The sequence below is a fragment of the Pseudomonas sp. 58(2021) genome, from assembly GCF_017491585.1.
Taxonomy (GTDB): domain Bacteria; phylum Pseudomonadota; class Gammaproteobacteria; order Pseudomonadales; family Pseudomonadaceae; genus Aquipseudomonas; species Aquipseudomonas fluorescens_BT.
Genome location: NZ_JAFGYZ010000007.1, coordinates 63885 through 88941, shown reverse-complemented (window position 1 = coordinate 88941; position 25057 = coordinate 63885). Strand labels below are relative to the sequence as shown.

The window sequence follows — 25057 nt, the reverse complement described above, 5'->3', positions numbered from 1 at the left end:
CATGAACAGTGTGCTGATTCGCAATGCACGCCTGGTTGATGACGGGCATGAGTTCTACGCCGATCTGCTGGTCAGCCACGGTCGCATCGTCAAGATCGGCCGCAGCATCTTCGGAGAAAACGCCACACTGGAAATCGACGCCAACGGCCAATGGCTGCTGCCTGGAATGATCGACGACCAGGTACATTTCCGTGAGCCGGGCTCGCCAGCAAAAGGCAGCATCTACACCGAATCCCGCGCAGCCGTGGCCGGTGGCATCACCAGTTTCATGGACATGCCCAACACCAACCCGGCCACCCTCACCCTCGAAGCGCTGACCGACAAAAAACGCCGGGCAGCGATCAACTCGGTGGCCAACTACGGCTTTCACTTCGGCGTCAGTCACGACAACCTGGACACTGTCGCGGCGCTCAATCCAAGTGAAGTGGCCGGGGTCAAAGTGTTCATGGGGGCGTCGACCGGCAACCTGCTGGTTGATGACCCCAAAACACTGGAGCGATTGTTCGCCGAGGTGCCGACGATCCTGCTGGCCCATTGCGAACACACGCCGAGCATCGAGGCCAACACCGCCAGATTGCGCGAGCAGTTCGGTGAACATCTCCCTCCCGACGCCCATGCGCTGATCCGTAATGCCGAGGTTTGCTATCGCTCTTCTTCACTGGCAGTGGAACTCGCCAAACGCCATGGTACTCGCCTGCACGTGCTGCACCTGACCACCGCCCGGGAGCTGGAGCTGTTCGAAAACAAACCTCTGGCACACAAACGCATCACGGCGGAAGTCTGCCTGCATCACCTGCTGTTCGATGACCGCGACTACCCGGACCTCGGCAACCAGATCAAATGCAACCCGGCGATCAAAAGCCAGGCTGATCGCGATGCCCTGCGTCTGGCCTTGTCGAGCAATCGACTGGACGTGATCGGCAGCGATCACGCCCCGCATACCTGGGCGGAGAAACAGCTGTCATATGCCCAGGCACCGTCTGGTCTGCCACTGGTGCAACATGCGTTGCCGGCGTTGTTGGAGCTGGTGGCAGATGGCGTGCTGCCGATCACCACGCTGGTGGCGAAGACCAGTCACCGGGTGGCGGATCTGTTTGCCATTCCGGATCGCGGTTATTTGAGGGAGGGTTATTGGGCGGATCTGGTATTAATTCAGCCGGAGCCCGAGGGTGTCGCGGTATCACGACAACCGATTCTGTCGCAGTGCGGGTGGACGCCATTTGCCCGTCGCAGCTTTCGCCACCGGGTGAGTACGACGCTGGTGTCGGGACAGGTTGCGTGGCACGACAACCGGCTGCATGACGGATGCCAGGGATTACCGCTGCGATTCATGCGCTAAAAAAAAGCCCCCACAATATTGTGGGGGCGGTTCGATGTTCAGGCTCTTGGTTTGACGGTGCCGCAGTCCTGACCCAGCCACACGGCACGGGTTTCCAGACTGCCCTTCTGGTTGATCCCGATGGCATTGAACGTGCCGTTGGCAATGGTGGTGAACTCACGGTCGCTGACGAACGTAGCCACACCGGTGCCAGACGCTCGCGGGCAACTGAAACGGAATTTCCACTGGTTACCGTTGCGCTCGGTGATCTGCTGTTTGCACCCCGACTGCGGGTCAGCCAAGGGAATATCATTGGTCGCCACTTGCTGCGGCGTCAGGCAGGCACGAATACCCTTGCCACCGATGTTGATGCCTTGCTTCTCCAGCTGCGCCCGTTGTTGCGGGGTGATCTGGCCCTGAATCTGGCCGAGGATCGATTGCACGTCCATGGCCTGATCATCGACCTTCACATTGCTCGATGTCATTTCCCACAACCCCGGCTGCAGCATTTGCGCCTGAGCCACCAACGGCAAGGCCAACCCCAGACCCAGCGCCAAACCCAGCAGACGAACGTTCATTGCAAAACTCCTGATCAGTAGTGGCCGTTAGACGCCGGCCGCTTGTTTCGGTTCATGGCCTGCTTTCATGGCTAAAAAGAAAATAGCGACAACCGCAAAGGAACATGGTCTGTTAAGCATTGAATCTTCAGGAGCAAGGTTGCCCCATGGATTATTTTGGACCGCATATCTTCGGTTATCTGATCGCGCTGATACATAGCCTGGGCACAATTGCCGCCATCCATGCGGTGCTGACCGTCCGCACGGCGCAAGGCGCGATCGCCTGGGCGCTGTCGCTGATCTTCATTCCCTATCTCACCCTCATCCCCTATCTGGTGTTCGGTCGAAGCACCTTCGACGGTTATATCAAGGCCCGACGTCAGGCCAACGAACAAATGCGCCAGGCCGTTTCCGAACTGAACTGGCGGCCCTGGGTAGAAGAAGCCCTGACCGCTCGCGCCTCCAATGCCTACGACTCATTGCGGGCGATGCCGAAGCTCGGCCGCATGCCGTGCCTGGCCAACAATGAAGTGCAATTGCTGATCAACGGCACCGCCACCTTCGAAGCGCTTTTCCACGCAATCAGCCAGGCACGGGAAGCTGTGCTGATTCAGTTTTTCATCATTCACGACGATCGCCTCGGCCAGCGCCTGCACGAACTGCTGCTGAAGAAAGCCGCCGAAGGAGTCGCGATTCATCTGCTGTACGACCGCATTGGCAGCCATGCCCTGCCCCACAGCTACGTGCAGGCACTTCGCGATGGCGGGGTCGAGGTGAAGGCGTTCGCCACCCGCAGCGGCTGGCTCAATCGCTTCCAGGTGAATTTTCGCAACCATCGCAAGATTGTCGTGGTCGACGGAATGACCGGCTTCGTTGGCGGGCACAACGTCGGCGACGAATACATGGGCGAAAAACCACCTCTGGCGCCATGGCGCGACACCCACGTTCAGGTGCGCGGGCCGGTGGTCGCCTGCATGCAGGAGTCATTTGCCGAAGACTGGTTCTGGGCTGCCCGTACACTGCCCCCGCTGATCCTGCCGGAGGTTTACCCGGAAGACGGCGTGCTCTGCCAGTTGCTCGCCAGCGGCCCGGCGGATGCCTACGAAACCTGCTCACTGTTTTTCGTCGAAGCCATCCATGCCGCGACTGAACGCGTGTGGATTACCAGCCCTTACTTCATCCCCGACGAAGCCGTTTTCGCTGCACTGCGCCTCGCCGTCCTGCGCGGTGTCGATGTGCGGTTGCTGCTGCCGTCGCGTCCTGATCACCGCATCGTCTACGCCGCATCGAGCCTTTATGCGTTCGAAGCGGTGCGCGCCGGGGTGCGGGTGTTCCGCTACGAACCGGGTTTCCTGCATCAGAAAGTGGTGTTGGTCGACAACGAAATCAGCGCCATCGGCAGCGCCAATCTGGACAACCGTTCTTTCCGGTTGAATTTCGAGGTGATGTTGCTGACGGTCGACAGCGAATTTGCCGGCCACGTGGAACAGATGCTCAACGAAGACTTCGCCCAAGCCTGTGAAATCGCCAAGGAAGAAGGCCGGGAAATCCACCGCCTGCAACAACTCGGCATGCGGATCGCCCGGCTGATTTCACCGATTCTCTAGCTCAAGGGTTGTAGATGTCGTCGCGGGTCCACGGCAGTTCATGGCTGCCATCGGCGTGGGCCTTCACCGCGAGGATCTGGTGCAGATTGATCCAGCCCCGGGCAAACGCGTAGGCGCATCCGGCCAGGTACAGACGCCAGATACGCAAAGCCTGATCTGGTACCAGCTTCGCGGCGGCTTCGAGATTGTCCTCCAGACGTTCGCTCCAGTGGTCCAGGGTGCGCGCGTAATGCAGACGCAGGCTCTCGACATCGACGATCTCCAGACCGGCCTCGCTGATCTGGGCCGAGATCATCGCCAGGTGCGGCAGCTCGCCGTTGGGGAACACGTATTTCTCGATGAAGTCCCCGGCACCGCGTCCCACCGGACGGCCATCGGTGTGCTTGGCGGTGATGCCGTGGTTCATCACCAGACCGCCCTCTTTCACCGCGCCGAACAGGGTTTTGCAGTACTCGGCCAGGTTGGCGTGGCCCACATGCTCGAACATGCCGACGCTGACCACTTTGTCGAACCGACCGTCCTGCGGCAGATCGCGGTAATCGAGCAGTTGCAGTTCGATCTGGTCTTCCAGGCCTTCAGCTTTGACGCGCTCCCGAGCCAGGGCCAACTGCTCCTTGCTCAGGGTGATACCAAAGACTTTGGCACCGAACTCACGGGCGGCGTAACGCGCCAGGCCGCCCCAGCCGCAGCCGACATCCAGCAGGTAGTCGCCCGGTTGCAAACGCAGCTTGCGACACAGATGCCGGAATTTGGCCTGCTGGGCCTGTTCGAGGGATTCGCTGCCAGTTTCGAAATAGGCGCAGGAGTACGCCATGTCGCTGTCCAGCCATAGCTGGTAGAACGCGTTGGACAGGTCGTAGTGATAAGAGATGGCCTTGGCGTCGGTTTCCTTGTCGTGGAGCGTGCGCACTGGCTGACTGTCTTCGTCCTCATCGAGCAGCGCGGAGCTCAGCTCATCGCACACCCGGATGACCTCGCTGATCGAACCCTCGAGTTCGAGTTTGCCCTCAACGAACGCCGCCCCCAGCGCGTCGAGACTTGGATGGGTCAACTGGGACACCATCAACGGGTCCTTGACCACGATGGTGACGCTGGGCGTCGGGCCCAGATTGAATTCATGGCCGTCCCAGAGTCGCAGGCGAAGCGGAAGCTGCAGATTCTGTAAGGCCGGTGGAAGTTGCGCGAGCATGGAATATCCCCCTGGTTTCAGACGTCTGATCTGAGGGTAGACCATCCTTGAAAATTAGCAGGCTATCGATTCAATAGTCGCCGCCTATGAGCCGAAATGGCTTTAACGTCACTGATCTCCCTGCTTCAGTGCGCCTTCTCAAATGACTGCAAGAGAGGCGCACAGTTCGAAAAATGATCAGTTCCGTTCGTTGAGTTTCAGCAGCGGCTCCTGAAACCGCAGCAAGCGGCCAGCGTTGCCCAACACCAGCAACGTGCTGAGGTTGTGCAGCAGCGCCGCGATCATCGCCCCGGCCGCGCCCAGCCAGCCGAACGCGGCGAACACGACGATGGCCAGCGTCCAGCCCAGACCGATGATCACGTTCACTTGAAGCGTGCGCCGGCATTGGCGACTCAGGCGCACACAGGTGCCGAGCCGGCGCAGGTCGCTGCCGATCAGCACGATGTCGGCGGACGCCAGCACAATGTCCGCACCGCCCGCTCCCATCGCAACACCTACCACCCCGGCCTTGAGTGCCAGCGAATCGTTGATGCCGTCGCCGACCACCATCGGCCGGAAACCGTTGTCGATTTCCTTCAGCACCCGATTGAGTTTGTCTTCAGGCAACGCCTGAGCTTCGACTTCATGCAGGCCGACATCACGCGCCAGGGTGTGCGCCACGCTCAGACGGTCGCCGGTCAGCAACAGTTGCCGACCGAGGCCCAGCTCGCGCAGTTCGCTCAAGGCGAATCGTGCTTCCGGTTTGACGCTGTCAGCCAGCAACAGCCAGGCGAGAAATTCACCATTCAAGGCTAGCCCGGCAATCGGGCCGTCGTGGTCGGGAATCGATGTGGTCGGGATGCCCAGTTGCGCAAACAACTCTGGGCGACCGAGGGCCGCTTCACCCTGCTCGGTCTTGGCCACCACACCCAATCCTTGCCGTTCGTGAATGTCGGTCAGCACCAGCACGTTGTCCGCGTGGACCAGACCGGCCAATGCTCGACTGACCGGGTGACTGCTCGCAGCACCAAGGCTGGCGGCCAGTGCCATCACCGAATCGTGATCCGCCTGCGCGCTGTTGATCGACTGCAAACGCAACGTGCCGTAAGTCAGAGTTCCGGTCTTGTCCACCACCAGCGAAGTAAGGTCGGCCAGTTCTTCGAGAAAAGCCGAACTGCGGATCAGAATCCCGTGACGCGCCGCAACCGCCACACCGGCAATCGCCGTGGCCGGTGCCGACAACACCAGTGCACACGGACAGGCTGCGACCAGCACCGCCAGCATCGCCTGCGCATCGTTGGTAACAAACCAGGTCACCGCCGCCAACAGCAACACCAGCACCATATAGCTGCCGGCATAACGTTCGAGCAGCCGGGTGATCGGTGGTTTGGAACGCTCGGCGTTCTGCATCAGGGCGATGACCTTGCCCAGGGTCGATTCATCGCCGGTGCGGGTCACCTCGATACGCAGCAGCCCATCGAGGTTGATCGCCCCGCCGAAAACCGTCATTCCGACACCCGCCTCGACCGGCACCGACTCACCGGTGATCGAGGCGGTGTCGAGGCTGGCCTGACCGGACAACACGCGACCGTCCGCCGGGATCCGATCGCCGGCGCGGACTTCAACGGTGTCGCCGGCCTTGAGCGTGCCGTTATCGACTTCGATCACGGTGCCGTCCGCCTGGATTTTCCGTGCATGACTGCGAGTGAGCTGGCCCAGGGCATGAATCGCTTCCTGCGAGCCGATCACACTGCGTTCCTCCAGCACATGGCCGAAGATCATGATGATCGGCAACAGCGCGGCGGTCAGCAGATCACCAGTGGCCCAGGCACCGAGCATCGCCAATGCGATCAACTGGTCGGTGATGCCGTGCAGGCTCGGATAACGCAGGCTGAACCACGCCGAACGCATCACCGGCACCGCCACCAGCAAAGAAGCAAAACCCAACAGCAACTGACTGACCCCGGTTTGTTCCGGCATCAACCAGCGCCAGATCAGGCCAAGCCCGAGCAGGCCAAGGGCGAGCATCGCCAGGGTCAACTGGCGCGCAGCGCGACGTTGCTCGGCCGAGGACAACAGACTCGGTGCGGCGGTAGTGGCGGTCATTTACTGGCTCCCTGAATGATCAGGCGGGAATCGTCTTTCGGATCGACCGTGGTGACCGAACCGGCCTGGCCGAGAATCTTCGGTATCCGTTCGCGGTATAGGCGCAGCAGCATTTGCGGGTCGGTGCTCTGTTGCCGGGCCAGACTCAATACAGTGGCGGTATCGGCGGACGCTTTGGCCAGGCGTTCACCGGCCTGGGCATGGGCGACCTGCAAGGTGCGGTCGGCCAGTTCGTTGGCCGTCTGGGTGATTTTTTCAGCATCGGTGCGGGCATTGGCCACCGCTTTGTCAGCCTGTTGGCTGGCTGTCAGCACGGCATTGAACGCACCGACGGCCGGCTCGGGCAGACTTGATTGCACATCGACCCGCGCCACTTCGATACCGATGCCCTGCCCGCTTGCCTTCAATTCAGCCAAGCGACGATTGATGCCTTGCACCAGATCCCCGCGCAAGCGCTCGCGTCGTTCGGCGGCTTGATTGTCAGCGCCGATCAACTCCGGACGCGCCACCAGAATGGTGTCCAGATCCCGCGCCGCTGTCAGGGCCACCGCGCTGCGAGTCACCAATCGATCCAGCGCCGGCAACACATGGTCGCCTTGCAGCACGAAGTCATAGGGATCGGTGACCTTGTAAAACACCCGCACGTCCAGCTGCACCACACCGGCATCACCGGTGAGCAAATAGCCGGAACCGGCCAATGCATCGCTTATTGGCGTGGCGAATGTGGCGACGCGATCCGCCTGTATTGCAGCTGGACTGCGCAGCAAGTTTTCCACGCGACGTTCGATGACCCGATCTGCCGCCGGCAGCAAAACGACCTGTTCGAACGGCTGCGGCCATGCCAATAACAACCCGGCATTCTGGATGCGATCCAGTGCACCGAAATGCATGACCACCGCACGATTTTGCGGATCGATCTGCCGCACATTGGAAAACGCCCAGGCCAGCGCCGCCAGCACCGTCACTGCGTACAGGGCAAAAAACGCCAGACGTCCCGCCTGAATCCACGGACTGTTCAACGAATTTGTTCCACGTGGAACTTCACTCATGGCTGCGTTCCGGTCTTGCTGTCCAGATTCGGCGGGCCGTCCACCAGCACGCGGAATGGCGCGGCATCAGTGCGCAGGATCAACTTCGTATCTGGCGTGACAATCGTGCCGAGGGTGTCCAGTGAGCGCAGCAAGTTGTACAGCTGCGGCGATCCGGCATAAGCACGACCATAAATCTGTGCGGCCTCGACCCGCGATTGCGCCTCGATTTCCGCCGCTTTCACGGTCGCGTCAGCCTGCACAATTCGGGCATCACGCTCGGCGCCGGAACGAATCTGCGCAGCTTCACGCTTGCCAATTGCAGTGCGTTCAGTGGCGATGGTTTCACGCTCGGCGCGCATCCGGTCAACCGTCGCGGTGAGAGTCACTGATGGCAAGGTCAACCGCTCGATGCCCACTTGCACCACGCGTACGCCGTAAGTGGCGAGCAATTGCTGATCAATCTGCTGACGCAACTGCGCTTCGAAGTCGGCGATGTGCACCTGGTTGGCATCGGTGTTGACCAGATTGGCCAGGTCGAAACTGCTGGCGGTGGTCTCCAGCGCCGAGCCGACAAAGGTGCGAATCTGCCGCGCCGCTTCGTCCGGCTGATTCTGTACTGCGCGCATGAACCGTTGGACGTTGTCCGCATCGCCCTGCACCTGCCACGCGACATACGCCTGCACGATGATGCGCAAACCGTCACGGGTGCCGACGTCCTGCAAGCCACTCGATGTCGTACGCAAACGCAGGTCCACCGGGATTGCCGCTTCGAACGGCGCCGGCCAGCGCCAACTCAGACCGGGCTCCAGCAAAACCCGGGACGGGTTGCCGAAGCGGGTGATGACGGTGGCTTCACCGGAGCGCACCTGCACCAGGCTTGCCGCTGCGATGGCGAACGCCACGAGCAACACTGCCCAGCCCATGCGTCGCCACGGGAAAGGCCCCGCCTCTTCCGGCGCCCCATGATGATGGTGGTGATGCCCGTGATGGTGGTGGCCGCCATGAGCATGGTCGTGACCGCTGTGGTCATGGTGATCGTGAGTATGCGACTGGCTCAATGGGTGGCTCCTGGTTGAGCGGTGGTGCGCGCCGGCGTCGGGTCAGCCGGCAGCGTGAACGTACGCAGGTCGATGGTCGGCGCGTTGCTGCTGCCGCCCAGACGATGGTCGAGCACCAACAGTTTGGCTTTGCCCAGTCCCTGACTGAGCTGGCTGAGGTATTGCTCCAGCACGAAGGCCTGACCGGCGCTGGCGTAGGCTTTTTGCTCGGCGCTGAATTTCAGATCCGCCGCGCGGGCGGTCGAGCCGGTTTCGTGGGCATTGGCAGTGGCTTGGTCGCGAGCGAGGCTGGCCTGCAATTGCGCCTGATTGCTCGCTTCGGCCGCCGCCCCACGCTCGCGAGAGATCAACGCCTGGGCGCCAATCTGCGCTGCCTGAACGCTGTGATAAGCATTGGCGGCACCCGCCGGCGGGTGAATCGCCTCGACCACAGTGGCGAGAATCTCCACACCACTGTCGAGTTTCTGCAGATCGCTTTGCACCGCGCGGCCGATCTCGTCAGCCAGTCCAACCCTGTCCTGCCCCAGCAAACCGTCAAGGGTGCGCGATGCGAAATCGTGGACCAGAATCCGGCTCGCGGTGCTGCGAATCAGCGTCGGTACATCCGCGCTGTTATACGTCGCGGCCAACGCCGCGTGATCGCTGAGGCCGATGCGGTAGACGAAACGCACGTCCATATTGACGATCTGGAAGCTCTGTTGCTCGCCACGGCTGCTGGCGATGACCTGGGATTTATCGTTGACGTGGCTGGCATCCCACAAGCGATTGGCGGTGATCGGGGCCGGACCTTCCGCCGGATCCGGCTGAACCGGCGCCGGGTTCTCGCCGACGCTGGTCGCCAATTCATGCACCACGCCATTCTCCACGCTCAACACCCGGCCCAACGGCCAGGGCAGACCGGCATGCAAACCCGGGCCGAACACCTGCACCGGTTTGCCGAAGCGCTCATAGATCCCACGGCTTTGCAGCGGGACTTCATGAATGCCGGTGAGCAACCAGCCCACCGTCGCCACCAGCACCAATACCGGCAAGAATGCGCGGCGCATGTAACTGAAGGCCCAGATCTGCCGCAGATCGATACCGAAGCGGTTGTGCAATTCGTGCTGCAAGACGAGCAGCGGTTGCGGTGGCCAGCGCAGCAGATCGGCGACGAAACTGCGGGCCAGCAGCACCGGTTCAAGTTGTTCGCGGCGCGGACTGAACAGCGACAACACGGCACGCAGCAGCAACTCCACCGCGACCAGCCCCGGCAGGATGCCGATCAGCACCGCCAGCCGCACGGGCCACACCGAACTCTCGCTGGCAAACAGCAAGCACAACGCGCCCAGCACCAGGCTGATGATGGTCACGCGCGTTAGTTGCGCCAGCGCGCCGGCCTCGGGCCATTGCGCCGGGTTTTCCTGAGCCAGTTGCCGCTCCAGCACCAGCAGGCCGAACGCCAGCAACAGCGCAATCGCCGCGCCGACGGAGGCGGACAAGCCCACGGCAGTCGGTTGCAGCATGAGATTCCACACCTGCTCGATGCCAAGCAACGCCAGCAGCGCCAGAGCGCCCAGCCACAATGTCGCTGCACCGATCTGCCCCAGTACATGCAGGCTGCGGCGGCTCAGCCGATCCAGCAGTCGCTCGTACCAGCCATCCGGCCCGGGCGTTTCTTCCTCGACGGTAACCGGCACCACCGGGGTGATCACCCGCGCCCGCCAATCGGCCACCCACCACGCCGATTGCAGCCCGGCGACCAGCACCAGCAACGCCGCGCTCTGATTGACCAACAGCGCCGGCCACAACGATTGCGAGGCGAACAGGCCAACAAAAAACGCCAGCACCACTCCGGCCACGGCCAACCCGCCAAGTCCGATGGCCAACCGGCGCAATCGGCGACCCTGGGCCGCCGCCTGCTGAAAGCGCGGCAAACCGGTCACTTGCGTGCCATCAACGTCCAGATCGACTTGCATATCCCCCCAAAACCCTTGGCTCACTGCACAACTCGTTACGATATAACGAAATACGTGAAATATTTGTACTCAATTTCACATTCAAAGATGCCCAACCTGTCGCGTTCCTGAAGCCTTGACCGAAATGTCCGGAAACGCACATATTACGTACGTAATTTTTAGCGATCCGCATTCTTCAGCCAGGAGTAAGCGCATGAGCAACTATGACGTAGTGATTCTGGGCGGTGGACCCGGCGGTTATAACGCAGCGATCCGCGCCGGCCAGTTGGGCCTGAAGGCCGCGTGTGTGGAAGGCCGTGCCACGCTGGGCGGCACCTGCCTCAACGTCGGTTGCATGCCGTCCAAGGCGTTGTTGCACGCGTCCGAACTGTACGATGCGGCGATGGGGGCGGAGTTCGCCAACCTCGGCATCGAGGTCAAACCGACGCTCAACCTCGCGCAAATGATGAAACAGAAGAACGAAAGCGTCGCCGGCCTGACCAAAGGCATCGAATTCCTGTTCCGCAAGAACAAGGTCGACTGGATCAAGGGCTGGGGCCACATCGACGGCCCCGGAAAAGTCAGCGTGACCGGCGATCAGGGCAGCCGGATAGAACTGACCGCTACCGACATCGTCATCGCCACGGGTTCCGAGCCCACTCCCCTGCCCGGCGTGGCGATCGACAACCAGCGCATTCTTGACTCCACCGGCGCGTTGTCCTTGAGCGAAGTGCCCAAACATCTGGTGGTGATCGGTGCCGGCGTCATCGGCCTGGAACTGGGATCGGTCTGGCGGCGGCTCGGCGCGCAGGTGACGGTGGTGGAATACCTCGACCGCATCTGCCCCGGCGTCGATGGTGAGGCAGGCAAGACCCTGCAACGTTCACTGAGCAAACAGGGCATCACCTTCAAACTGAGTGCAAAAGTCACCAGCGCCACGTCCTCGGCCAGCGGCGTACAACTGAGCATCGAACCGGCAGCCGGCGGCGCCGCCGAACGGCTGGAAGCCGATTACGTGCTGGTCGCCATCGGCCGTCGCCCTTACACCCAGGGTCTGGGGTTGGAGAACGTCGGCCTGAGCACCGACAAACGCGGCATGCTCACCAACAAACACCATCGCACCGAGGCTCCTGGCGTCTGGGTGATCGGCGATGTCACGTCAGGGCCGATGCTGGCGCACAAGGCTGAAGACGAAGCCATGGCCTGCATCGAGCAGATCGTCGGCAAGGCGGGCGAGGTCAACTACGACCTGATCCCCAACGTGATCTACACCCGACCGGAACTGGCCAGCGTCGGCAAGACCGAGGAGCAGCTGAAGGCCGAAGGCCGGGCCTACAAGGTCGGCAAATTCCCGTTCACTGCCAACAGCCGGGCGAAGATCAATCACGAAACCGAAGGCTTTGCCAAAGTCCTCGCCGACGCGCACACCGACGAAGTCCTCGGCGTGCATCTGGTCGGCCCGAGCGTCAGTGAGATGATCGGTGAGTATTGCGTGGCCATGGAGTTCAGCGCATCGGCCGAGGATATCGCCCTGACCTGCCACCCCCACCCGACCCGTTCCGAGGCGCTGCGTCAGGCGGCCATGAATGTCGAGGGCATGGCGACGCAGATGTAAGCACTTCGCGCAGACTTCCCGCGCAATGCGGGAAGTATCAGGACGGCAAATGCCCCAGCGGCAACGCGCCCGGGGTCTTCACCGTGTGAATCGCAAAATTGCTGCGGATGTCGCTTACCCCCGGCAACTTCAGCAGGCAACCGGTGAGGAAACGGTCATAGGCACGCAAGTCCGGTACCACCACTTGCAGCAGAAAATCCGATTCCCCGGAGACCAGAAACGCCGAAATCACCTCTGGCAATGCTGTCACTGCGCGATGAAACGCCTCGGCCTGTTCATCGTTGTGGCGCTCGACCTTGACCCCGACGAACACCGTCAGCCCCAGCCCCACCTCGTCGCGGTCCAGGTTCGCCTGATAACCGCGAATCACCCCGGCCTCTTCCAGCATGCGCACCCGGCGCAGGCACGGCGAGGCGGACAACCCGATCTCGTCCGCCAGTTGCACATTGCTCAGGCGCCCGTCTCGTTGCAGCGCGGCGAGAATCTTGCGATCGAAGGCGTCGAGTTTCATGGTTGGCAGATCCTGATGGTGTAACGGCAAAAAGAAAGCAGGTTATGCCAATCCACGCGGTTATTGAAGCGAACTACGCAAGCACCTGCCCTGCCCCTCAGTCATAGACTGATTGCACCGAATCGACAACGAAAGGGGTGCGACATGGCGAGTCTCTGGCTGTTTTTCCTGGCTTTGGCGGTGGTCTATCTGCTGCCCGGCCCGGACATGATTCTGCTGTTGCAGACCGGTGCCCGCCAGGGTCGCAGCGCAGCACTTGCCACGGCGGTGGGTCTGGCCGTCGCCCGAGCCTGTCATGTAGCGCTCGCGGCGCTGGGGCTGGCGGCGCTGTTCAAGGCGGCGCCGTGGACGTTCGATGCCGTGCGAATGGCCGGGGCGGCGTACCTGCTGTGGATCGGCATCCAGTGCCTGCGCACCACGCTGCTGCCGGATCTGAACGCCGGCACCGTAACGGACAGCCAGGGTCAGTGGCGCGCAGCGATCCGTCGTGGCCTGCTGACCAACCTGCTCAACCCGAAAGCCTTGTTGTTCTGCTCGGTACTGCTGCCACAGTTCATCGTGGCGAATGGCGCACCGGTGCTGACGCAGTTTGCGGTGCTCGGCGCGATGCTGGTGGCCGCAGGATTGCTGTTCGACAGCGCCTATGCCCTGCTCGGCACGGTATTGGGCCGCTGGCTGAAACACAGCCCGACGGCCCAACGGGTGCAACAGTGGTTGTTCGGCAGCCTGTTGATCGGCTTCGCCGTGCGCCTGACGTTCGTCCAGCAGGCTTAGGCTTTGCGAGCCTTGCGCTGGCGGCGGGTAATCATCAACACGGCCACGGCGGTGAACACGACAATCGCACCGATCTGCACCGGCCACTTGTACGGCCGCAGTGTCGAACGCACCGAGTCGGTCACCTGAGTGACATAGCGCTTGTCGGCGTTTTCAAAATCCGGGTACGGGCACTGATGGCCAAAATCCACTGCCCACGGAACGTAAGGCCCTTCATCGACATAGCGCTTGTACAACGCGCTCTGCTCTTCCAGGCTGCTGTTCCAACCGGCGGCCGAGCACAGCACGGCAGCGAACGCCTGACTGGTGTGCGGCAGGTTATCCGCCGCACGACTGGCCAACGCCGTGGCAACGAAACGGTAGTGATAACGTTCATCCGGCTGCGCTTCACTGGCTTTCTGGCGTTGCACCTCGGCTTCGCTCACCAGCGGCCCGACTTTCAGTTCGGTGGTTTCCAGGCTGTAGTTGCCGCCGAAGGTCGCGTAATCCGGGGCCATTTCGTAGCCCAGGATGTCCATGCCCCACTCGCGGGCCGTCCACGCGGCATTGAACAGCGCACTGGCACGCTTGGTCGGCCACCATGCCGAATCGGCCTTCAGGCGTTGTTCGCCGTAGAGCCGGGCCTTGTTCTGCAGATCGGCATTGTCGAAATAACCGACCGCTTCTTCGTAGTGCCCTTCACGCAACAAACGCCGACCCAGCAGATTGCGCAGGCTTGCGGCGACCGGCAGCGGCACGTAATTGTCGCGATCCTGCTGACTCAGCGCAGGTGGCGCCGGCACATTGGTATCGACATAGTTTTTCAGTTCATCGACCGTCAGCACTCGCTCCGCCACGGTCGCAGCGTCAAACCAATAAATAGCCTTGCTGCGATACAACTGGTCGAAAGCCTGCAGATACTCACCCCGTTGCAGCGCAAGAATCGCGCTTTCACCCTCGACCCGGCACTTGGGCTGCAGGGTTTCGAGATTCCAGTCGGCCGTACGCCGTTCGCCCCAGGATTCGTCCTGCGGAAACGCCTGCGCGGCTTTGGCATAAGCCGCTGCAGCGGCGTTTTTATCGCCGTCACGCACCGCCAGTTTCGCCCGCAGCCACCACGCCAGACCGCCGTCGCCTGCATGTTCGAGGAACGCCTTGGCGCTGGCGTAATCGCCCTGTTGATAATTCATGGCCGCCAGGCGATCGGCGTTGTCGAGGCTGCCGCGAGTACTTTCCTGCAAAGCCTTGATCAGCTTTTTCTGATTCGGCGGCTCATCGCCGAACGACCATCCGATCCGACTGATCAGCGAGGCCGTCACCAGTTGCTGCACCGCTTTGCCGCGCAGCAACTTTTCAAGTCTGTCTTCAGGCTCTTCGGCCAGGTCGTTCATCAACAGCTTCAACGAGGTGTAGCCGACGTTCGAGCCATGCAGGTTTTGCGTGGCATAGAGCTCGATGGCCTTGTCCCAACTGCCCGCCGTGCGCAGCGCTCGTGCTTCTTCGCCGAGGCTGGCCACGCCAAGCTCCAGTGGATCGCTGAAACCGTCGATGCTCAGTTGCCGCGTCTGGCGAAAGGCCTCGATGGCGTTTTCCAACGCCTGGAGTGCATCACCCGCCTCGCTGCTCATGGCAAAGAAAGCCCGGCCCAGCGAATACGCGGCCCAGGTGCTGCGCAACGCTCGCTGATCGGCCGGCAACGCCAGCAACTGACGGAAATACTCGACAGCCAATTGATGGTCGCCGGCGCCGAACGCCACGGCGCCCGCCACATACAAACGCAGTTCCGCCGGCAGGCTCGCGCCCTGCACCTCGACCTGACGGGCATCGGTCAGGCTGCGCAGTTGTTTGACCAGCGCTTGCTGGTCAGGCGTCAGGCCGATCTGCTCGGCCTTGTCGCGCACCTCGGCAAGCTCTGGCGCCTCGGCGTAGATGTCATCCGGATTGTGGGTGGCGGCGGCGACGTTCTTGAGCCCCGCAATGGTTTTGCCGAGGCGACTGATCTCGAACTTGAAGTTGCCCTCCGGCAGTTCCGCCAGCGATTGCCCGCGATCGTCGAGCAGACGCATCGGGAAATCAGGGCCGCAGGCCAGTGCCGATCCCAGCGGCAGGCTGAGGCTCAGGCAAAGCAGGTGGCGGGGCCAGTTACGGGTCAACATGCGAGCCTCCTTGATCAATATTTGCGCAACGTGCCCAACCGATCGCACGTTGCCCGCCCGCCGGCAATCGGCCGTCGCGCAAGCGGGTGAAGGTAAGCAGATCCGCGGTCTGTTGCAATGCATAACCGGCGAGCGCGTCGGCGCCTTCGCAACCCCGGGCTTTGACGGTGATGCGAGTGGGCCAGGCGCTGTCGAGGTTACCGACGTTACGCAGGGCGATGTCTTGCAGGCCGTTCTGTTCGGTGAACGTCAGGCCGAGCTGACTGCTCAACGCATCGCCTCGGGCGACCGCCTGCAGCGTGCTCAGACTCCAGGCCCTGCGGTCGCTGGCCAGCGGCAGGCGAAACCAGATCAGACCGGCCAGATGTGCCGGGCGATCCTCGCGAAGTTCAATGGCCAGCCGGCTCAGTTGCTGCGGATCGGCGAGTAACTCGCGTCGCTCGCCGCTGCGTTCCAGTGTGACTTCACTCTCCACAACCGGAGCGCCACCGGCGTCCGGCAACAGCGCCACACCGTAGGCGGGCAACGCCAGGTAGAACGGTTGTTCGGTCACCCGCCCCCAGGCCCTGGCCCAGCGTTGTGCCTGCTCGGCGTCGAACAGACCGCGACGGGGGTCACTGACGGCATGCACCTGCAACACACTGCTGTCGACAGCCGCCAACAGCGCCGGCAATTGCGGGCTGTCGAGCCAGGCGGGTAACGCGGTGATGCTCAAGGGCAGGTTGGCCGGCAATGCGGCGCGCAAATGAATGAGGAAATCGGTGTAGGCCGGCAATCGGGCATTGCCGGCGTCATGGTCGATCTCGACGCCGCTCGGGGTCAGTCCCTGCCCTTGCCAGTCGGCGAGCACCTGAAGGATCTGCGCCGTGACGGCTTGCTGGTCGAGCGCCTTGAGCTGACCGTCGAGACGAATCACCGCAATCAGCGGCCGGGCATCCTGCTTGAGCAGTGCGTAATCGACTCGCGCCCGATTCCACCCGGCATTCGGGAAGGCTTGCAGCGCCAGCACCCGAAGCGTCGAGAAGTCGCCATGACTGTCCTTCAGAGCAATTTCATGGGCCGGCGTCCATTGCCGTTGCCAGACGTAGAGTTGCTGATCGAGCGGCACGGCGTCCTGGCGTTCACAACCATAGAGCAGCAACACCGCCACCACGGCTGACCACCCGATAAAAAAGCGCATACCTTGCAGATCCCTGAGACATCAGGCTGCAAGGTTACACAAAAGCGCTCAGGGCTTGCGGGCAATGATCACCTGACTTTTCGCCACCACCGCATCCAGCGCCTGCTTGATCTGCGCGCCGCGCGGCGAATCAAGCACCGCTTGCCAGGTATCGGCCCAATGGTTGAGCAGCGGATGGTCCGGGTTGCTGAATTCGACCTTGGCTTCCCAGAACAGCATCATCCACATCGACCAGTAAAAACCGTACTGGCTATGGCTGATGATCTCCAGGCCTGCCTCGCTGACCATCGCCTTGAACTGCTCTTCACTGATGATGCGAATGTGGTTGGGCTTCTGGAAATACTCCGGTGCCGCGATGTCTTTCTGCAAATCTTCGGAACTGGGGTGCGGCACGCTCAGCAGGTACAGCGCGCCCGACTGGCCGACACGCACCAGTTCGGCGAGAAACTGTGCCGGGTCGTCGACGTGCTCGATGACTTCAGTGGACACCACGCGCGTGGCGGTGCCATCGGCAATCGGCAGCGGGTTGCAGTCGGTGACGTGGCACTCGACGCCGCGGGCCGGCGTGTCGCTCAAGCGCTGGCGGGTCGCTTCGACCTTGGCACCGTCGATGTCGGCGATGATGATCTTCGCCCCGCGCATGCCGCAGAAATGTACGTTGCCACCGTCGCCACAACCGACATCGAGCAACGTGTCATCGGCGGTCACCGGGAAGCCTTTGAACAGCTCGCCGGTCTCCTGGTTGAACCAGCCACTGAGCATTGCATCGTGCAGGCCGAGCATGTACGGATCGACCTTGTCGGCAGCAGGCTGCGCGGCTGCCGGGACAGGCGTCGGTGCTGTGAGTTTCTTCAAAAGGCTCAGCATGAGGTGGCTCCAGAGGATGGGACGGCGTTGCGCGATATACCGAGACCCCGCACCAGGGCGGCGCCGCGATTGCGCATCGGCATTTCGATGAAACGATAATTCAGCTCGCTGAGCAGCACGATCAGGCCACCGGCAATCAGCAGCGTCACGACCGGATGCCCCGCCGGGCTCGGCAGACCGGCACTCTGCAAACGGAAGATCAGTTCCCGCACCAGTTGATAGGCCGGGATGTGGATCAGATAGATGCCGTAGGAGCGGCTGCCGATCCATGCCATCAGCCGCTGCACTCTGCCGGCCGGCAACAGGTAATCGCGGTTGTACGATGCGATCCACACCAGCAGCGCGCCGAGCACGGCAATCGAGCCGATCCGGTAAGAGGCGAAGGTGAAACGGTCGGTGGCCATGTAGCTCAACAGCAGCGCCAGCACGATCAGCGCAGTCGTACCGGCCCACGGATGACGCAGGAAGGTCGGCTCCCATCGCCGCCAGGACGGCTGCACGCTCCACATCGCCAGCAACACGCCGAGGGCCAGCGCATCGGTACGGATCACCATCAGCAGCGGCGTGCGCAAGGTGAACAATTGCACCGCGACCAGCGCCAGCAACGCCCAGACCAGATGCTTGCGGCACACCAGAATCAGCAGCGGGAACAGCAGATAGAACTGCTCTTCCAGCGACAGGCTCCAGTACACGAAACTGCTGCCGTACTCGTAATGAAAAAAGCTGTCGGCAAAACGGAAATTGGCGTACTGCAATACGCCGGCCAGCGTCGCTTGCAGGTTGGCGTGCAGCGTACCGAAAGCCCCGGAGCGATTGAGAAACACACACGCGAGCAGCATCAGCGCCAGCCATAACCAGGCCGACGGCAACAGACGGAAGGCCCGGCGCAACCAGAAGTTACGCGTCTGTTCCCAGTATTGCTGGCGAGTCGAACAGCCTCGCAGCGCCGGGATCAGGCTACGGGCGATGACAAATCCGGAAATGGCAAAAAACAGGTCAACGCCCCACCACGGCTGTGCCCAGGCATGAACCCTTTCAAGCAGCGGCACCGGATCGGTGAACAGGCTTCCCTGCAGGTGATGAAACAGCACGCCGAGCACGGCGACCGCGCGCAGGACTTCGATGTCCATGATGCGCTTGCCGCTCATGACACACGCCCTGCATCGAGCGGTTTACGGGCAATGATCACCTGACTCTTGGGCATGAACCGGTCCAGCATCTGCTTGATCGCCAATCCGTCGGGCTGTGCGAGCAAGTCCTGCCAGGTTCTGGCCCAGCCTTCCATCAGGGGTGGATACGGCGCCTGGATCCGGTCGCGCACGGCACCGCCGAGATCACGTCCGGCAGCACGTTCGCTGGCCCAGAAAAAGATCATGCCCATGACCCAGAAAAATCCCGTGGCCTGGCGATGCTCGATCACCAGACCGGCGTCCTCCACCAGTGCCGCGAAACGTTCCGGGGTAAAAATCTGCACGTGGTTGGGTGACTGGTAATAACTGGCCGGGGCGATTCCCTGCTGCAAATGCTCACCCACCGGTGCCGGCACACTGAGCAGGTACAACGCTCCGGGACGACCCATGCGCACCAGTTCGGCCATGAACGGTTCGGGCTGGTCGATGTGCTCCAGTACTTCCATGCACACCACCTTGCTTGCACAACCATCGCTCAGCGGCAGCGGCAGGCTGTTGCTGACCAGACCGAGACTGGGTTTACGGCTCTGCGCTTCGACTTGCCGGGCGAGGTCACGCACCTTGTCGTGTTCGCTGTCGGTGAAGATCACCGAGGCGCCCTGGCGCACGGCGAACAGTGTCGCCACGCCCTCACCGCACCCCACGTCGAGCAGGGTGTCGTCCGCACCGATGGCAAAGCCCTCGAGCAACTCGCCACTGTCGCCGTGAAACCAGCCGTCGAGCATCGCATCGTGCAGCCCGACGTCCCGCGGCGACACACTGACAGCCTTCGGTTCAGGCGCAGAGACCGGCACCGATCGCATGACCGGACGCAAGCGCCTCAGTAATGCGCGGATCATGTGCCTGTGGCTTCCGTTGCAGCGACAGCGCGGAGCTCGTGCACTTGAGCGAGAAAATCGCGCAAACGCTGCTCGGCCAACGCCTGACTGCAGAACGCCTGGAGACTGGCAACGGCTTGCGCCGACATTTGCGCATAACGCCCGGGATCGTTCTTCGCCACCTCATAGCTGTCACGATAGGCCACACAGACCGACGCCCAATTGGTCATGTAGCGCAACGTGCGGAACGCCTTGCGCGGATCGTGGGGCCAGGCGGTCAGCTCATCGGTGGACTCAACCAGGAACGCGTTGTCGGTGCTCAGGTAATCGATCATCGCCGTGGTACGCGGTGCTACGGCCGGCTTGCCGCAGGACATGAATTCCATCAGGGGCAGGCACTGGCCTTCACCGTAGGAAGTGTTCACCACGTACCGGGTGGCCTGCACCAGACGTTCGTAGTCCGCGTCCGCGAGGTAGCCATAAATCAGCACGATGCGGCAGCGGTAGGACTGGTTTTTGTACAGGTGATGAAGAATGTCGCTGAGGGCCTCTTCGGCATCGTGGTGGGTGAGTTTGAGGACCAGCGTCGCGTCTTCGATGTCGCGGAACGTCACGCAGAATGCGCTGAGCATGTCTTCCCAGTTCTTGCGTCCGTCGCCGGGATTGAACACCGACGTGTAGACGACACCGTCCAGCAACAACGCCTGCTCGCACACCGGCGCCTGGAAATCGATGCCCTGGCCACGACGCAGATGCTTAGGGCCGAAGGCGTCGAGATCGAGCTTGCGACTGTCGGCCACCAGCCCCTTGATGGTCAGGCGCACCGGCCCCGTCGAATGCTGCCCCTGAAGCTGCGCGCCCCGGGCCGCGAAGCGATCCCACACCGGCGCCGGGACAGCAACAATCGGGTAATCGGCGCCCATGGCCTCGCGCACGGCGTTGACCGTGTAACTGGAATGGGTGATCGCCGCGCCGCAGGCCCGGAGCACCGTGCGCCAGTCATTGCGCGGCTCGTTGTCGAAGGGCTCGTTGGGGATGGTGCTGAATTCCCAGGCGAACACCGGCAGCGTCGGGCACGCCAGATGGATCGGCGTGCGGTGCGGCGGCGAGAACGACAGAAACACGCACGGTTCGCCATGGGCCAGGCATTCCAGATACAGCGCATCGACTTCCCGGGCCGGGTCCACTACTTCCACCACGCGCCCGAGACGTTCGAGCACCGGGCGGTATTCCTTGAGCACGAAGTAATAGCTGTACTCCGAACGGCCCAGGTTTTGCGCGATGGTGTGCTGGTTGGTTTCCGAATGAATGATGATCAGCATGAGGCGTTGTCCGTCACGGGCGCAGATTCGGCGGCCCCTGGCTCGAGGCCGAAAAAGTCCGCCATGCGCTGCTGCACCGGGGCAAACGCGCAGTAGTCGTGCATGCGTTCGACAGCGGCGGCAGACATCCGCGCGTAATCCTGCGGCTGCGCCGTGGCCATCCGGTAGCTGTTTTCGTAAGCGCTTTTGAGCGAAGCCCAGTCCGGTCGATAGCGCAGGGTGCGGTAGATGATGCGGGTGTCCTGGGGCCAGATCGTCAGCTCTTCGCTGGACTGGACGACGAAGGCCACGGTGTCATCGATGTAGTCTTCCATCGCCGTGTGATCCGGCGCGATCACCGGTTTGCCGCTGGACATGAACTCCATCAGCGGCAGGCAAAGACCTTCGCAGCGTGAAGCGTTGACGTAGAAACTGGCGGCCCGGTAGAGCCGCGCGTATTGCGCATCGTCCAGATAACCGTGCATCACCAGCACCCGGCAGGCGAACGGCGTCAGTTGCGCAAGCAAGGTCATCAGTTCGCTGTAGTAGGACGCCAGATCGTTCTGGGTGATCTTCAGCACCAGCGTCGCATCAGGTGTTTGGCGAAAGGCCCAGCAGAACGCGGTGATCAGATGGTGCCAGTTCTTGCGACCGTCTCTGGGGTTGAATACGGTGACGTAAATCACCCCATCGACCGTGGCTTCAGCCACCCCCGAGGTGTCCGGCAGGTCCGGTGGCGGCGGCTCGGCCACGGGCACGGCATGGGGGCCGGCAATGTTCGGCAGGCGTCGCTCGAGCCAGGCATGGACTTTGTCCGGCACCAGGTCGCGCAATCCTTCCCAGTACCCGTGATGCAAATATTTAACCCGGGCCATGGGCTCAGGTTGATCGCTCGGGTTCAGCACCCACAGGCGCAGGTAATGGCGGGCAATCACCAGGCGCCGTTTGAACGTCAGCGGTGGCGGGCGCAGCGCCTCGATCTCGGCCAGCTGCTCGGCAGTCAGCGGCTTGGGCAACAGATCATCGGCGCAAAGGCCCAGCGTCCTGCTGTCGAAAATGCAGCCCTTGATCGCCAGCGTCGTACCGGAATTGATCGGCGCACTGACATGCCCTTCACGAACAGCGGCAAAGCTTTCCCACAGCGGGGTTGGCAGCACCAGCACCGGAAACGCTTCACCCATGGCGCGGCGGATTGCCCGGGCAGTATGGCTCGACAGCGTGATGACCCGTCCATGTCGGGCAAGCATCTGCGTCCAGTCATGGCGCGAATCACCGTCCCACGACTCGTCGGGAATCGTATCGAACTCCCATGCGATGACGCAGATCGTCGGACACTCGATATCGGTCGGGGTATTTTGCGGCGGCGTGAACGACAGGAACACGCTGCGCTCACCGGCAGCGAGCAACTGCCGATAGAGCGGATCGATCTCGGCGGTGGTGGACACCACATGCACCCGACCCAGGCTTTCAAGCACCGGGCGATAGGCCTTGAGCACGAAGTAATAGCTGTATTCGGGACGCCCGAGACTCTGGCTGATGGAGCGATCGTTGACGTCCGAGTAGAGAATGAAATTCATGGCATCCCAAGGTGCGACCGCCATCCCGGCAGCCTCACGCTATAACGGCCAGGCGTTGGATCGAGCCGGTATCACCGGGGTTCGTCCTGCGTCATCGGGCACATTTCTGTTCTTGTTTTAATGGTCGGTTTTACCCTGTCGCACGACCCTCAGGAAAAACTGCCGGGGAACGCGACGAGGGGCATTCTAAACACATCCGTCGCGGATTCGTGAACCGCCCGGCGAGAAAAATCCGGCTACTCTGACGAGAACTGACCGGTCACGATTTGTCCTGTTGAAATTGTCACGCAATTGGCACAGATTGGCAGCCAAACAACTACAACAATGACTTCACCTACAGACCTGCCGAATTGCTCCTACGATCCGACAGCAAATTCCCGACAAGCCTTTGGGAAAGGTGAACGTTAAAGACCAAGGGGCGCTGTTTGAAAAAAAGTCTGTTCATCACGGGCCTCAGTGGGTTCGTGGGACAACACATCCAGTCACGTCTGCAAGGGGAAGACGCGTCGTGGCAGTTGCTGCCTGCCGCCTCACCCTATGACCTGACAAAACCTGAAAGCCTTGTCGATCTGTGGCCGCAACTGCCCGATGCGGTCATTCACCTCGCTGGCCAGACCTTTGTCCCCGAAGCCTTCCGCGATCCGGCACGTACCCTGGACATCAACCTGCTCGGCACCTTGAACCTGTTGCAGGCGCTCAAGGCCAGCGGTTTCAAAGGCACGTTTCTGTATGTCAGCTCAGGTGATGTCTACGGCCAGGTTGAAGAACACGCTCTACCCATTACCGAACAACAACCACCCTGCCCGCGCAATCCCTACGCCGTAAGCAAGCTGTCGGCGGAATTCCTCAGTCTGCAGTGGGGCCTCAGCGAAGGCTGGCCGGTATTGGTGGCGCGCCCGTTCAATCACATCGGCACCGGGCAGAAAGACAGCTTCGTCATCGCCAGCGCCGCACGCCAGATCAGTCGCATCAAACAGGGCCTGCAAGGGCCGCAACTGGAAGTCGGCGACATCGACGTCACCCGGGATTTCCTCGACGTTGACGACGTGGTTTCCGCCTATTTCGCGCTGCTGGAAAAGGGCACGCCGGGTCAGGTCTACAACATTTGCTCGGCCCGTGAACAAAGCATCCGCAGTCTCATCGAGCAAATGGCCGATCTGGCCGAAGTCAACCTGCAACTGGTTCAGGATCCCGCACGCATGCGTCGCGCGGATCAGCGTCGCGTCTGCGGCAGCCATCAACGGCTCGCCCGGACCACAGGATGGACGCCGCAAATCACTACACAACAATCCCTGCGGGCGATCCTGTCCGACTGGGAGAAGCGAGTACGACAAGAATGACAAAAAGTGCATTGATCACAGGGATTACCGGCCAGGACGGTGCTTATCTGGCCAGACTGCTGCTCGACAAGGGTTACAAGGTTCACGGGCTGGTGGCGCGGCGCAGCAGCGATTCGCGCTGGCGTCTGCGGGAAATGGGGGTCGAAGCCGACATCGTGTACCTGGATGGCGACATGGCCGATGCCTGCTCGGTGCAGCGGGCGGTCATCAAGTCGGCGCCGGACGAAGTCTACAACCTGGCGGCCCAAAGTTTCGTTGCCGCCTCCTGGGATCAACCGGTGACCACCGGCATCGTCGATGGCCTGGGCGTGACTCACTTGCTCGAAGCGATCCGCCAGTTCAGCCCGCACACGCGTTTCTACCAGGCATCGACCAGCGAGATGTTCGGTCTGATCCAGGCCGAGCAACAGGACGAGAACACCCCGTTCTACCCGCGCAGCCCTTACGGCGTGGCCAAACTCTACGGCCACTGGATCACCGTCAACTACCGCGAAAGTTTCAACCTGCACGCCAGCAGCGGCATCCTGTTCAACCATGAATCGCCACTGCGCGGCATCGAGTTCGTGACCCGCAAGGTCACCGACGCGGCCGCCCGGATCAAGCAGGGCAAACAGCAGGAGCTGGCCCTGGGCAACATCGACGCCAAGCGCGACTGGGGCTTTGCCGGCGACTACGTCGAAGCCATGTGGCTGATGCTGCAACAGGACAAGCCCGACGATTTCGTGGTCGCTACCGGCGTCACCACCACTGTGCGCGAAATGTGCCGCATCGCCTTCGATCACGTCGGTCTGAACTACCGCGATTACGTGAAAATCGACCCGGCCTTCTTCCGTCCGGCCGAAGTCGAAGTGCTGCTGGGCAACCCGGCCAAGGCCCAGCGTGTGCTGGGCTGGAAACCGAAGACCGACCTCGACACCCTGATCCGCATGATGATGGATGCGGACATGAAACGCGTCGCCAAGGAGTAGGC

At 61.9% G+C, this 25057-nt stretch carries 20 protein-coding genes; 6 read left to right on the top strand and 14 right to left on the bottom strand.

All coding sequences use genetic code 11. The features are described 5' to 3' along the window. The first annotated feature begins 1 nt into the window (after position 1). The gene (locus tag J5M72_RS09980) at positions 2 to 1339 is read left to right on the top strand and encodes a dihydroorotase (RefSeq protein ID WP_207865370.1); all 1338 of its coding nucleotides are present in this window, start codon (positions 2 to 4) and stop codon (positions 1337 to 1339) included. A 38-nt stretch (positions 1340 to 1377) separates the two neighbouring features. Here the strand turns inward: J5M72_RS09980 and J5M72_RS09975 are convergent, their stop codons facing one another. Next, positions 1378 to 1896 (bottom strand): DUF3617 domain-containing protein, encoded by a 519-nt coding sequence (locus J5M72_RS09975; protein WP_207865369.1) that lies wholly within the window; start codon positions 1894 to 1896, stop codon positions 1378 to 1380. A 146-nt stretch (positions 1897 to 2042) separates the two neighbouring features. Here J5M72_RS09975 and cls point away from each other — a divergent pair, with 146 nt between their 5' ends. Then, complete coding sequence (gene cls / locus J5M72_RS09970; protein WP_207865368.1) at positions 2043 to 3482, top strand: cardiolipin synthase; 1440 nt, start codon at positions 2043 to 2045, stop codon at positions 3480 to 3482. Position 3483: 1 nt separating this feature from the next. On the opposite strand, the gene cfaB is transcribed toward cls, so the two are convergent. From cfaB to J5M72_RS09945, 5 genes are all read right to left on the bottom strand, one after another. Next, positions 3484 to 4671 (bottom strand): C17 cyclopropane fatty acid synthase CfaB, encoded by a 1188-nt coding sequence (cfaB, locus tag J5M72_RS09965; protein WP_169432544.1) that lies wholly within the window; start codon positions 4669 to 4671, stop codon positions 3484 to 3486. 177 nt (positions 4672 to 4848) lie between these two features. Continuing rightward, positions 4849 to 6756, bottom strand: coding sequence for a heavy metal translocating P-type ATPase (locus J5M72_RS09960; RefSeq protein WP_207865367.1), 1908 nt, complete (start codon positions 6754 to 6756; stop codon positions 4849 to 4851). Then, positions 6753 to 7805: a protease modulator HflK gene (locus J5M72_RS09955; protein WP_169432546.1), complete on the bottom strand. Its 1053-nt coding sequence runs from the start codon at positions 7803 to 7805 to the stop codon at positions 6753 to 6755. The genes J5M72_RS09960 and J5M72_RS09955 overlap by 4 nt, the downstream gene beginning before the upstream one ends. Further along, entirely contained in the window at positions 7802 to 8845 is a 1044-nt protein-coding gene (locus J5M72_RS09950; RefSeq protein ID WP_207865366.1) for a protease modulator HflC, read from the bottom strand. The genes J5M72_RS09955 and J5M72_RS09950 overlap by 4 nt, the downstream gene beginning before the upstream one ends. Continuing rightward, positions 8842 to 10800, bottom strand: coding sequence for a protease modulator HflK (locus J5M72_RS09945; protein ID WP_207865447.1), 1959 nt, complete (start codon positions 10798 to 10800; stop codon positions 8842 to 8844). Before J5M72_RS09945 ends, J5M72_RS09950 begins: the two co-directional genes overlap by 4 nt. Before the next feature lie 193 nt (positions 10801 to 10993). On the opposite strand from J5M72_RS09945, the gene lpdA reads away from it, so the two are divergent. Next, positions 10994 to 12394 carry a dihydrolipoyl dehydrogenase gene (gene lpdA, locus J5M72_RS09940; protein ID WP_207865365.1) on the top strand — a complete coding sequence of 467 codons (1401 nt, stop codon included), beginning with the start codon at positions 10994 to 10996 and terminating at the stop codon, positions 12392 to 12394. Positions 12395 to 12431: 37 nt separating this feature from the next. Here lpdA and J5M72_RS09935 read toward each other — a convergent pair whose 3' ends face one another. Then, on the bottom strand, positions 12432 to 12905 hold the full coding sequence (locus J5M72_RS09935; protein ID WP_007954205.1) for an Lrp/AsnC family transcriptional regulator: 474 nt from the start codon (positions 12903 to 12905) through the stop codon (positions 12432 to 12434). A 144-nt stretch (positions 12906 to 13049) separates the two neighbouring features. Here J5M72_RS09935 and J5M72_RS09930 point away from each other — a divergent pair, with 144 nt between their 5' ends. Next, entirely contained in the window at positions 13050 to 13679 is a 630-nt protein-coding gene (locus J5M72_RS09930; RefSeq protein WP_207865364.1) for a LysE family translocator, read from the top strand. Here J5M72_RS09930 and J5M72_RS09925 read toward each other — a convergent pair. Genes J5M72_RS09925 through J5M72_RS09895 form a run of 7 tightly spaced genes read right to left on the bottom strand, consistent with a single transcriptional unit; the run spans position 13676 to position 22771 of the window. Next, complete coding sequence (locus J5M72_RS09925) at positions 13676 to 15814, bottom strand: hypothetical protein (protein WP_207865363.1); 2139 nt, start codon at positions 15812 to 15814, stop codon at positions 13676 to 13678. The two genes, J5M72_RS09930 and J5M72_RS09925, sit on opposite strands and share 4 nt — an antisense overlap. Beyond that, positions 15801 to 16994 (bottom strand): DUF3142 domain-containing protein, encoded by a 1194-nt coding sequence (locus J5M72_RS09920; protein ID WP_207865362.1) that lies wholly within the window; start codon positions 16992 to 16994, stop codon positions 15801 to 15803. Before J5M72_RS09920 ends, J5M72_RS09925 begins: the two co-directional genes overlap by 14 nt. A gap of 48 nt (positions 16995 to 17042) precedes the next feature. After that, on the bottom strand, positions 17043 to 17861 hold the full coding sequence (locus J5M72_RS09915) for a class I SAM-dependent methyltransferase (RefSeq protein ID WP_169432553.1): 819 nt from the start codon (positions 17859 to 17861) through the stop codon (positions 17043 to 17045). After that, entirely contained in the window at positions 17855 to 19009 is a 1155-nt protein-coding gene (locus tag J5M72_RS09910; protein ID WP_207865361.1) for an acyltransferase, read from the bottom strand. Before J5M72_RS09910 ends, J5M72_RS09915 begins: the two co-directional genes overlap by 7 nt. Continuing rightward, the gene (locus J5M72_RS09905; RefSeq protein ID WP_207865360.1) at positions 19006 to 19890 is read right to left on the bottom strand and encodes a class I SAM-dependent methyltransferase; all 885 of its coding nucleotides are present in this window, start codon (positions 19888 to 19890) and stop codon (positions 19006 to 19008) included. Before J5M72_RS09905 ends, J5M72_RS09910 begins: the two co-directional genes overlap by 4 nt. Next, on the bottom strand, positions 19887 to 21191 hold the full coding sequence (locus tag J5M72_RS09900) for a glycosyltransferase (RefSeq protein WP_169432556.1): 1305 nt from the start codon (positions 21189 to 21191) through the stop codon (positions 19887 to 19889). The genes J5M72_RS09905 and J5M72_RS09900 overlap by 4 nt, the downstream gene beginning before the upstream one ends. Beyond that, complete coding sequence (locus J5M72_RS09895) at positions 21185 to 22771, bottom strand: glycosyltransferase (protein WP_207865359.1); 1587 nt, start codon at positions 22769 to 22771, stop codon at positions 21185 to 21187. The genes J5M72_RS09900 and J5M72_RS09895 overlap by 7 nt, the downstream gene beginning before the upstream one ends. Before the next feature lie 401 nt (positions 22772 to 23172). Here J5M72_RS09895 and J5M72_RS09890 point away from each other — a divergent pair, with 401 nt between their 5' ends. Both J5M72_RS09890 and gmd read left to right on the top strand, forming a co-directional pair. Next, the gene (locus J5M72_RS09890; protein ID WP_207865358.1) at positions 23173 to 24087 is read left to right on the top strand and encodes a GDP-mannose 4,6-dehydratase; all 915 of its coding nucleotides are present in this window, start codon (positions 23173 to 23175) and stop codon (positions 24085 to 24087) included. Further along, positions 24084 to 25055, top strand: coding sequence for a GDP-mannose 4,6-dehydratase (gmd, locus tag J5M72_RS09885; RefSeq protein ID WP_007954189.1), 972 nt, complete (start codon positions 24084 to 24086; stop codon positions 25053 to 25055). The genes J5M72_RS09890 and gmd overlap by 4 nt, the downstream gene beginning before the upstream one ends. The last annotated feature ends 2 nt before the right edge of the window (positions 25056 to 25057 follow it).

Excerpts from the sequence above, each read along its gene's own strand:
- J5M72_RS09980 (WP_207865370.1), top strand. The coding sequence starts at position 2 with ATGAACAGTGTGCTGATTCGCAATGCACGCCTGGTTGATGACGGGCAT.
- J5M72_RS09900 (WP_169432556.1), bottom strand. The coding sequence starts at position 21,191 with ATGCTGATCATCATTCATTCGGAAACCAACCAGCACACCATCGCGCAA.
- cls (WP_207865368.1), top strand. The coding sequence starts at position 2,043 with ATGGATTATTTTGGACCGCATATCTTCGGTTATCTGATCGCGCTGATA.
- J5M72_RS09915 (WP_169432553.1), bottom strand. The coding sequence starts at position 17,861 with ATGCTGAGCCTTTTGAAGAAACTCACAGCACCGACGCCTGTCCCGGCA.
- J5M72_RS09930 (WP_207865364.1), top strand. The coding sequence starts at position 13,050 with ATGGCGAGTCTCTGGCTGTTTTTCCTGGCTTTGGCGGTGGTCTATCTG.
- gmd (WP_007954189.1), top strand. The coding sequence starts at position 24,084 with ATGACAAAAAGTGCATTGATCACAGGGATTACCGGCCAGGACGGTGCT.
- J5M72_RS09920 (WP_207865362.1), bottom strand. The coding sequence starts at position 16,994 with ATGCGCTTTTTTATCGGGTGGTCAGCCGTGGTGGCGGTGTTGCTGCTC.
- J5M72_RS09945 (WP_207865447.1), bottom strand. The coding sequence starts at position 10,800 with ATGCAAGTCGATCTGGACGTTGATGGCACGCAAGTGACCGGTTTGCCG.
- J5M72_RS09895 (WP_207865359.1), bottom strand. The coding sequence starts at position 22,771 with ATGGCGGTCGCACCTTGGGATGCCATGAATTTCATTCTCTACTCGGAC.
- J5M72_RS09925 (WP_207865363.1), bottom strand. The coding sequence starts at position 15,814 with ATGTTGACCCGTAACTGGCCCCGCCACCTGCTTTGCCTGAGCCTCAGC.
- cfaB (WP_169432544.1), bottom strand. The coding sequence starts at position 4,671 with ATGCTCGCGCAACTTCCACCGGCCTTACAGAATCTGCAGCTTCCGCTT.
- J5M72_RS09910 (WP_207865361.1), bottom strand. The coding sequence starts at position 19,009 with ATGAGCGGCAAGCGCATCATGGACATCGAAGTCCTGCGCGCGGTCGCC.
- J5M72_RS09960 (WP_207865367.1), bottom strand. The coding sequence starts at position 6,756 with ATGACCGCCACTACCGCCGCACCGAGTCTGTTGTCCTCGGCCGAGCAA.
- J5M72_RS09975 (WP_207865369.1), bottom strand. The coding sequence starts at position 1,896 with ATGAACGTTCGTCTGCTGGGTTTGGCGCTGGGTCTGGGGTTGGCCTTG.
- J5M72_RS09955 (WP_169432546.1), bottom strand. The coding sequence starts at position 7,805 with ATGAGTGAAGTTCCACGTGGAACAAATTCGTTGAACAGTCCGTGGATT.
- J5M72_RS09935 (WP_007954205.1), bottom strand. The coding sequence starts at position 12,905 with ATGAAACTCGACGCCTTCGATCGCAAGATTCTCGCCGCGCTGCAACGA.
- J5M72_RS09905 (WP_207865360.1), bottom strand. The coding sequence starts at position 19,890 with ATGATCCGCGCATTACTGAGGCGCTTGCGTCCGGTCATGCGATCGGTG.
- lpdA (WP_207865365.1), top strand. The coding sequence starts at position 10,994 with ATGAGCAACTATGACGTAGTGATTCTGGGCGGTGGACCCGGCGGTTAT.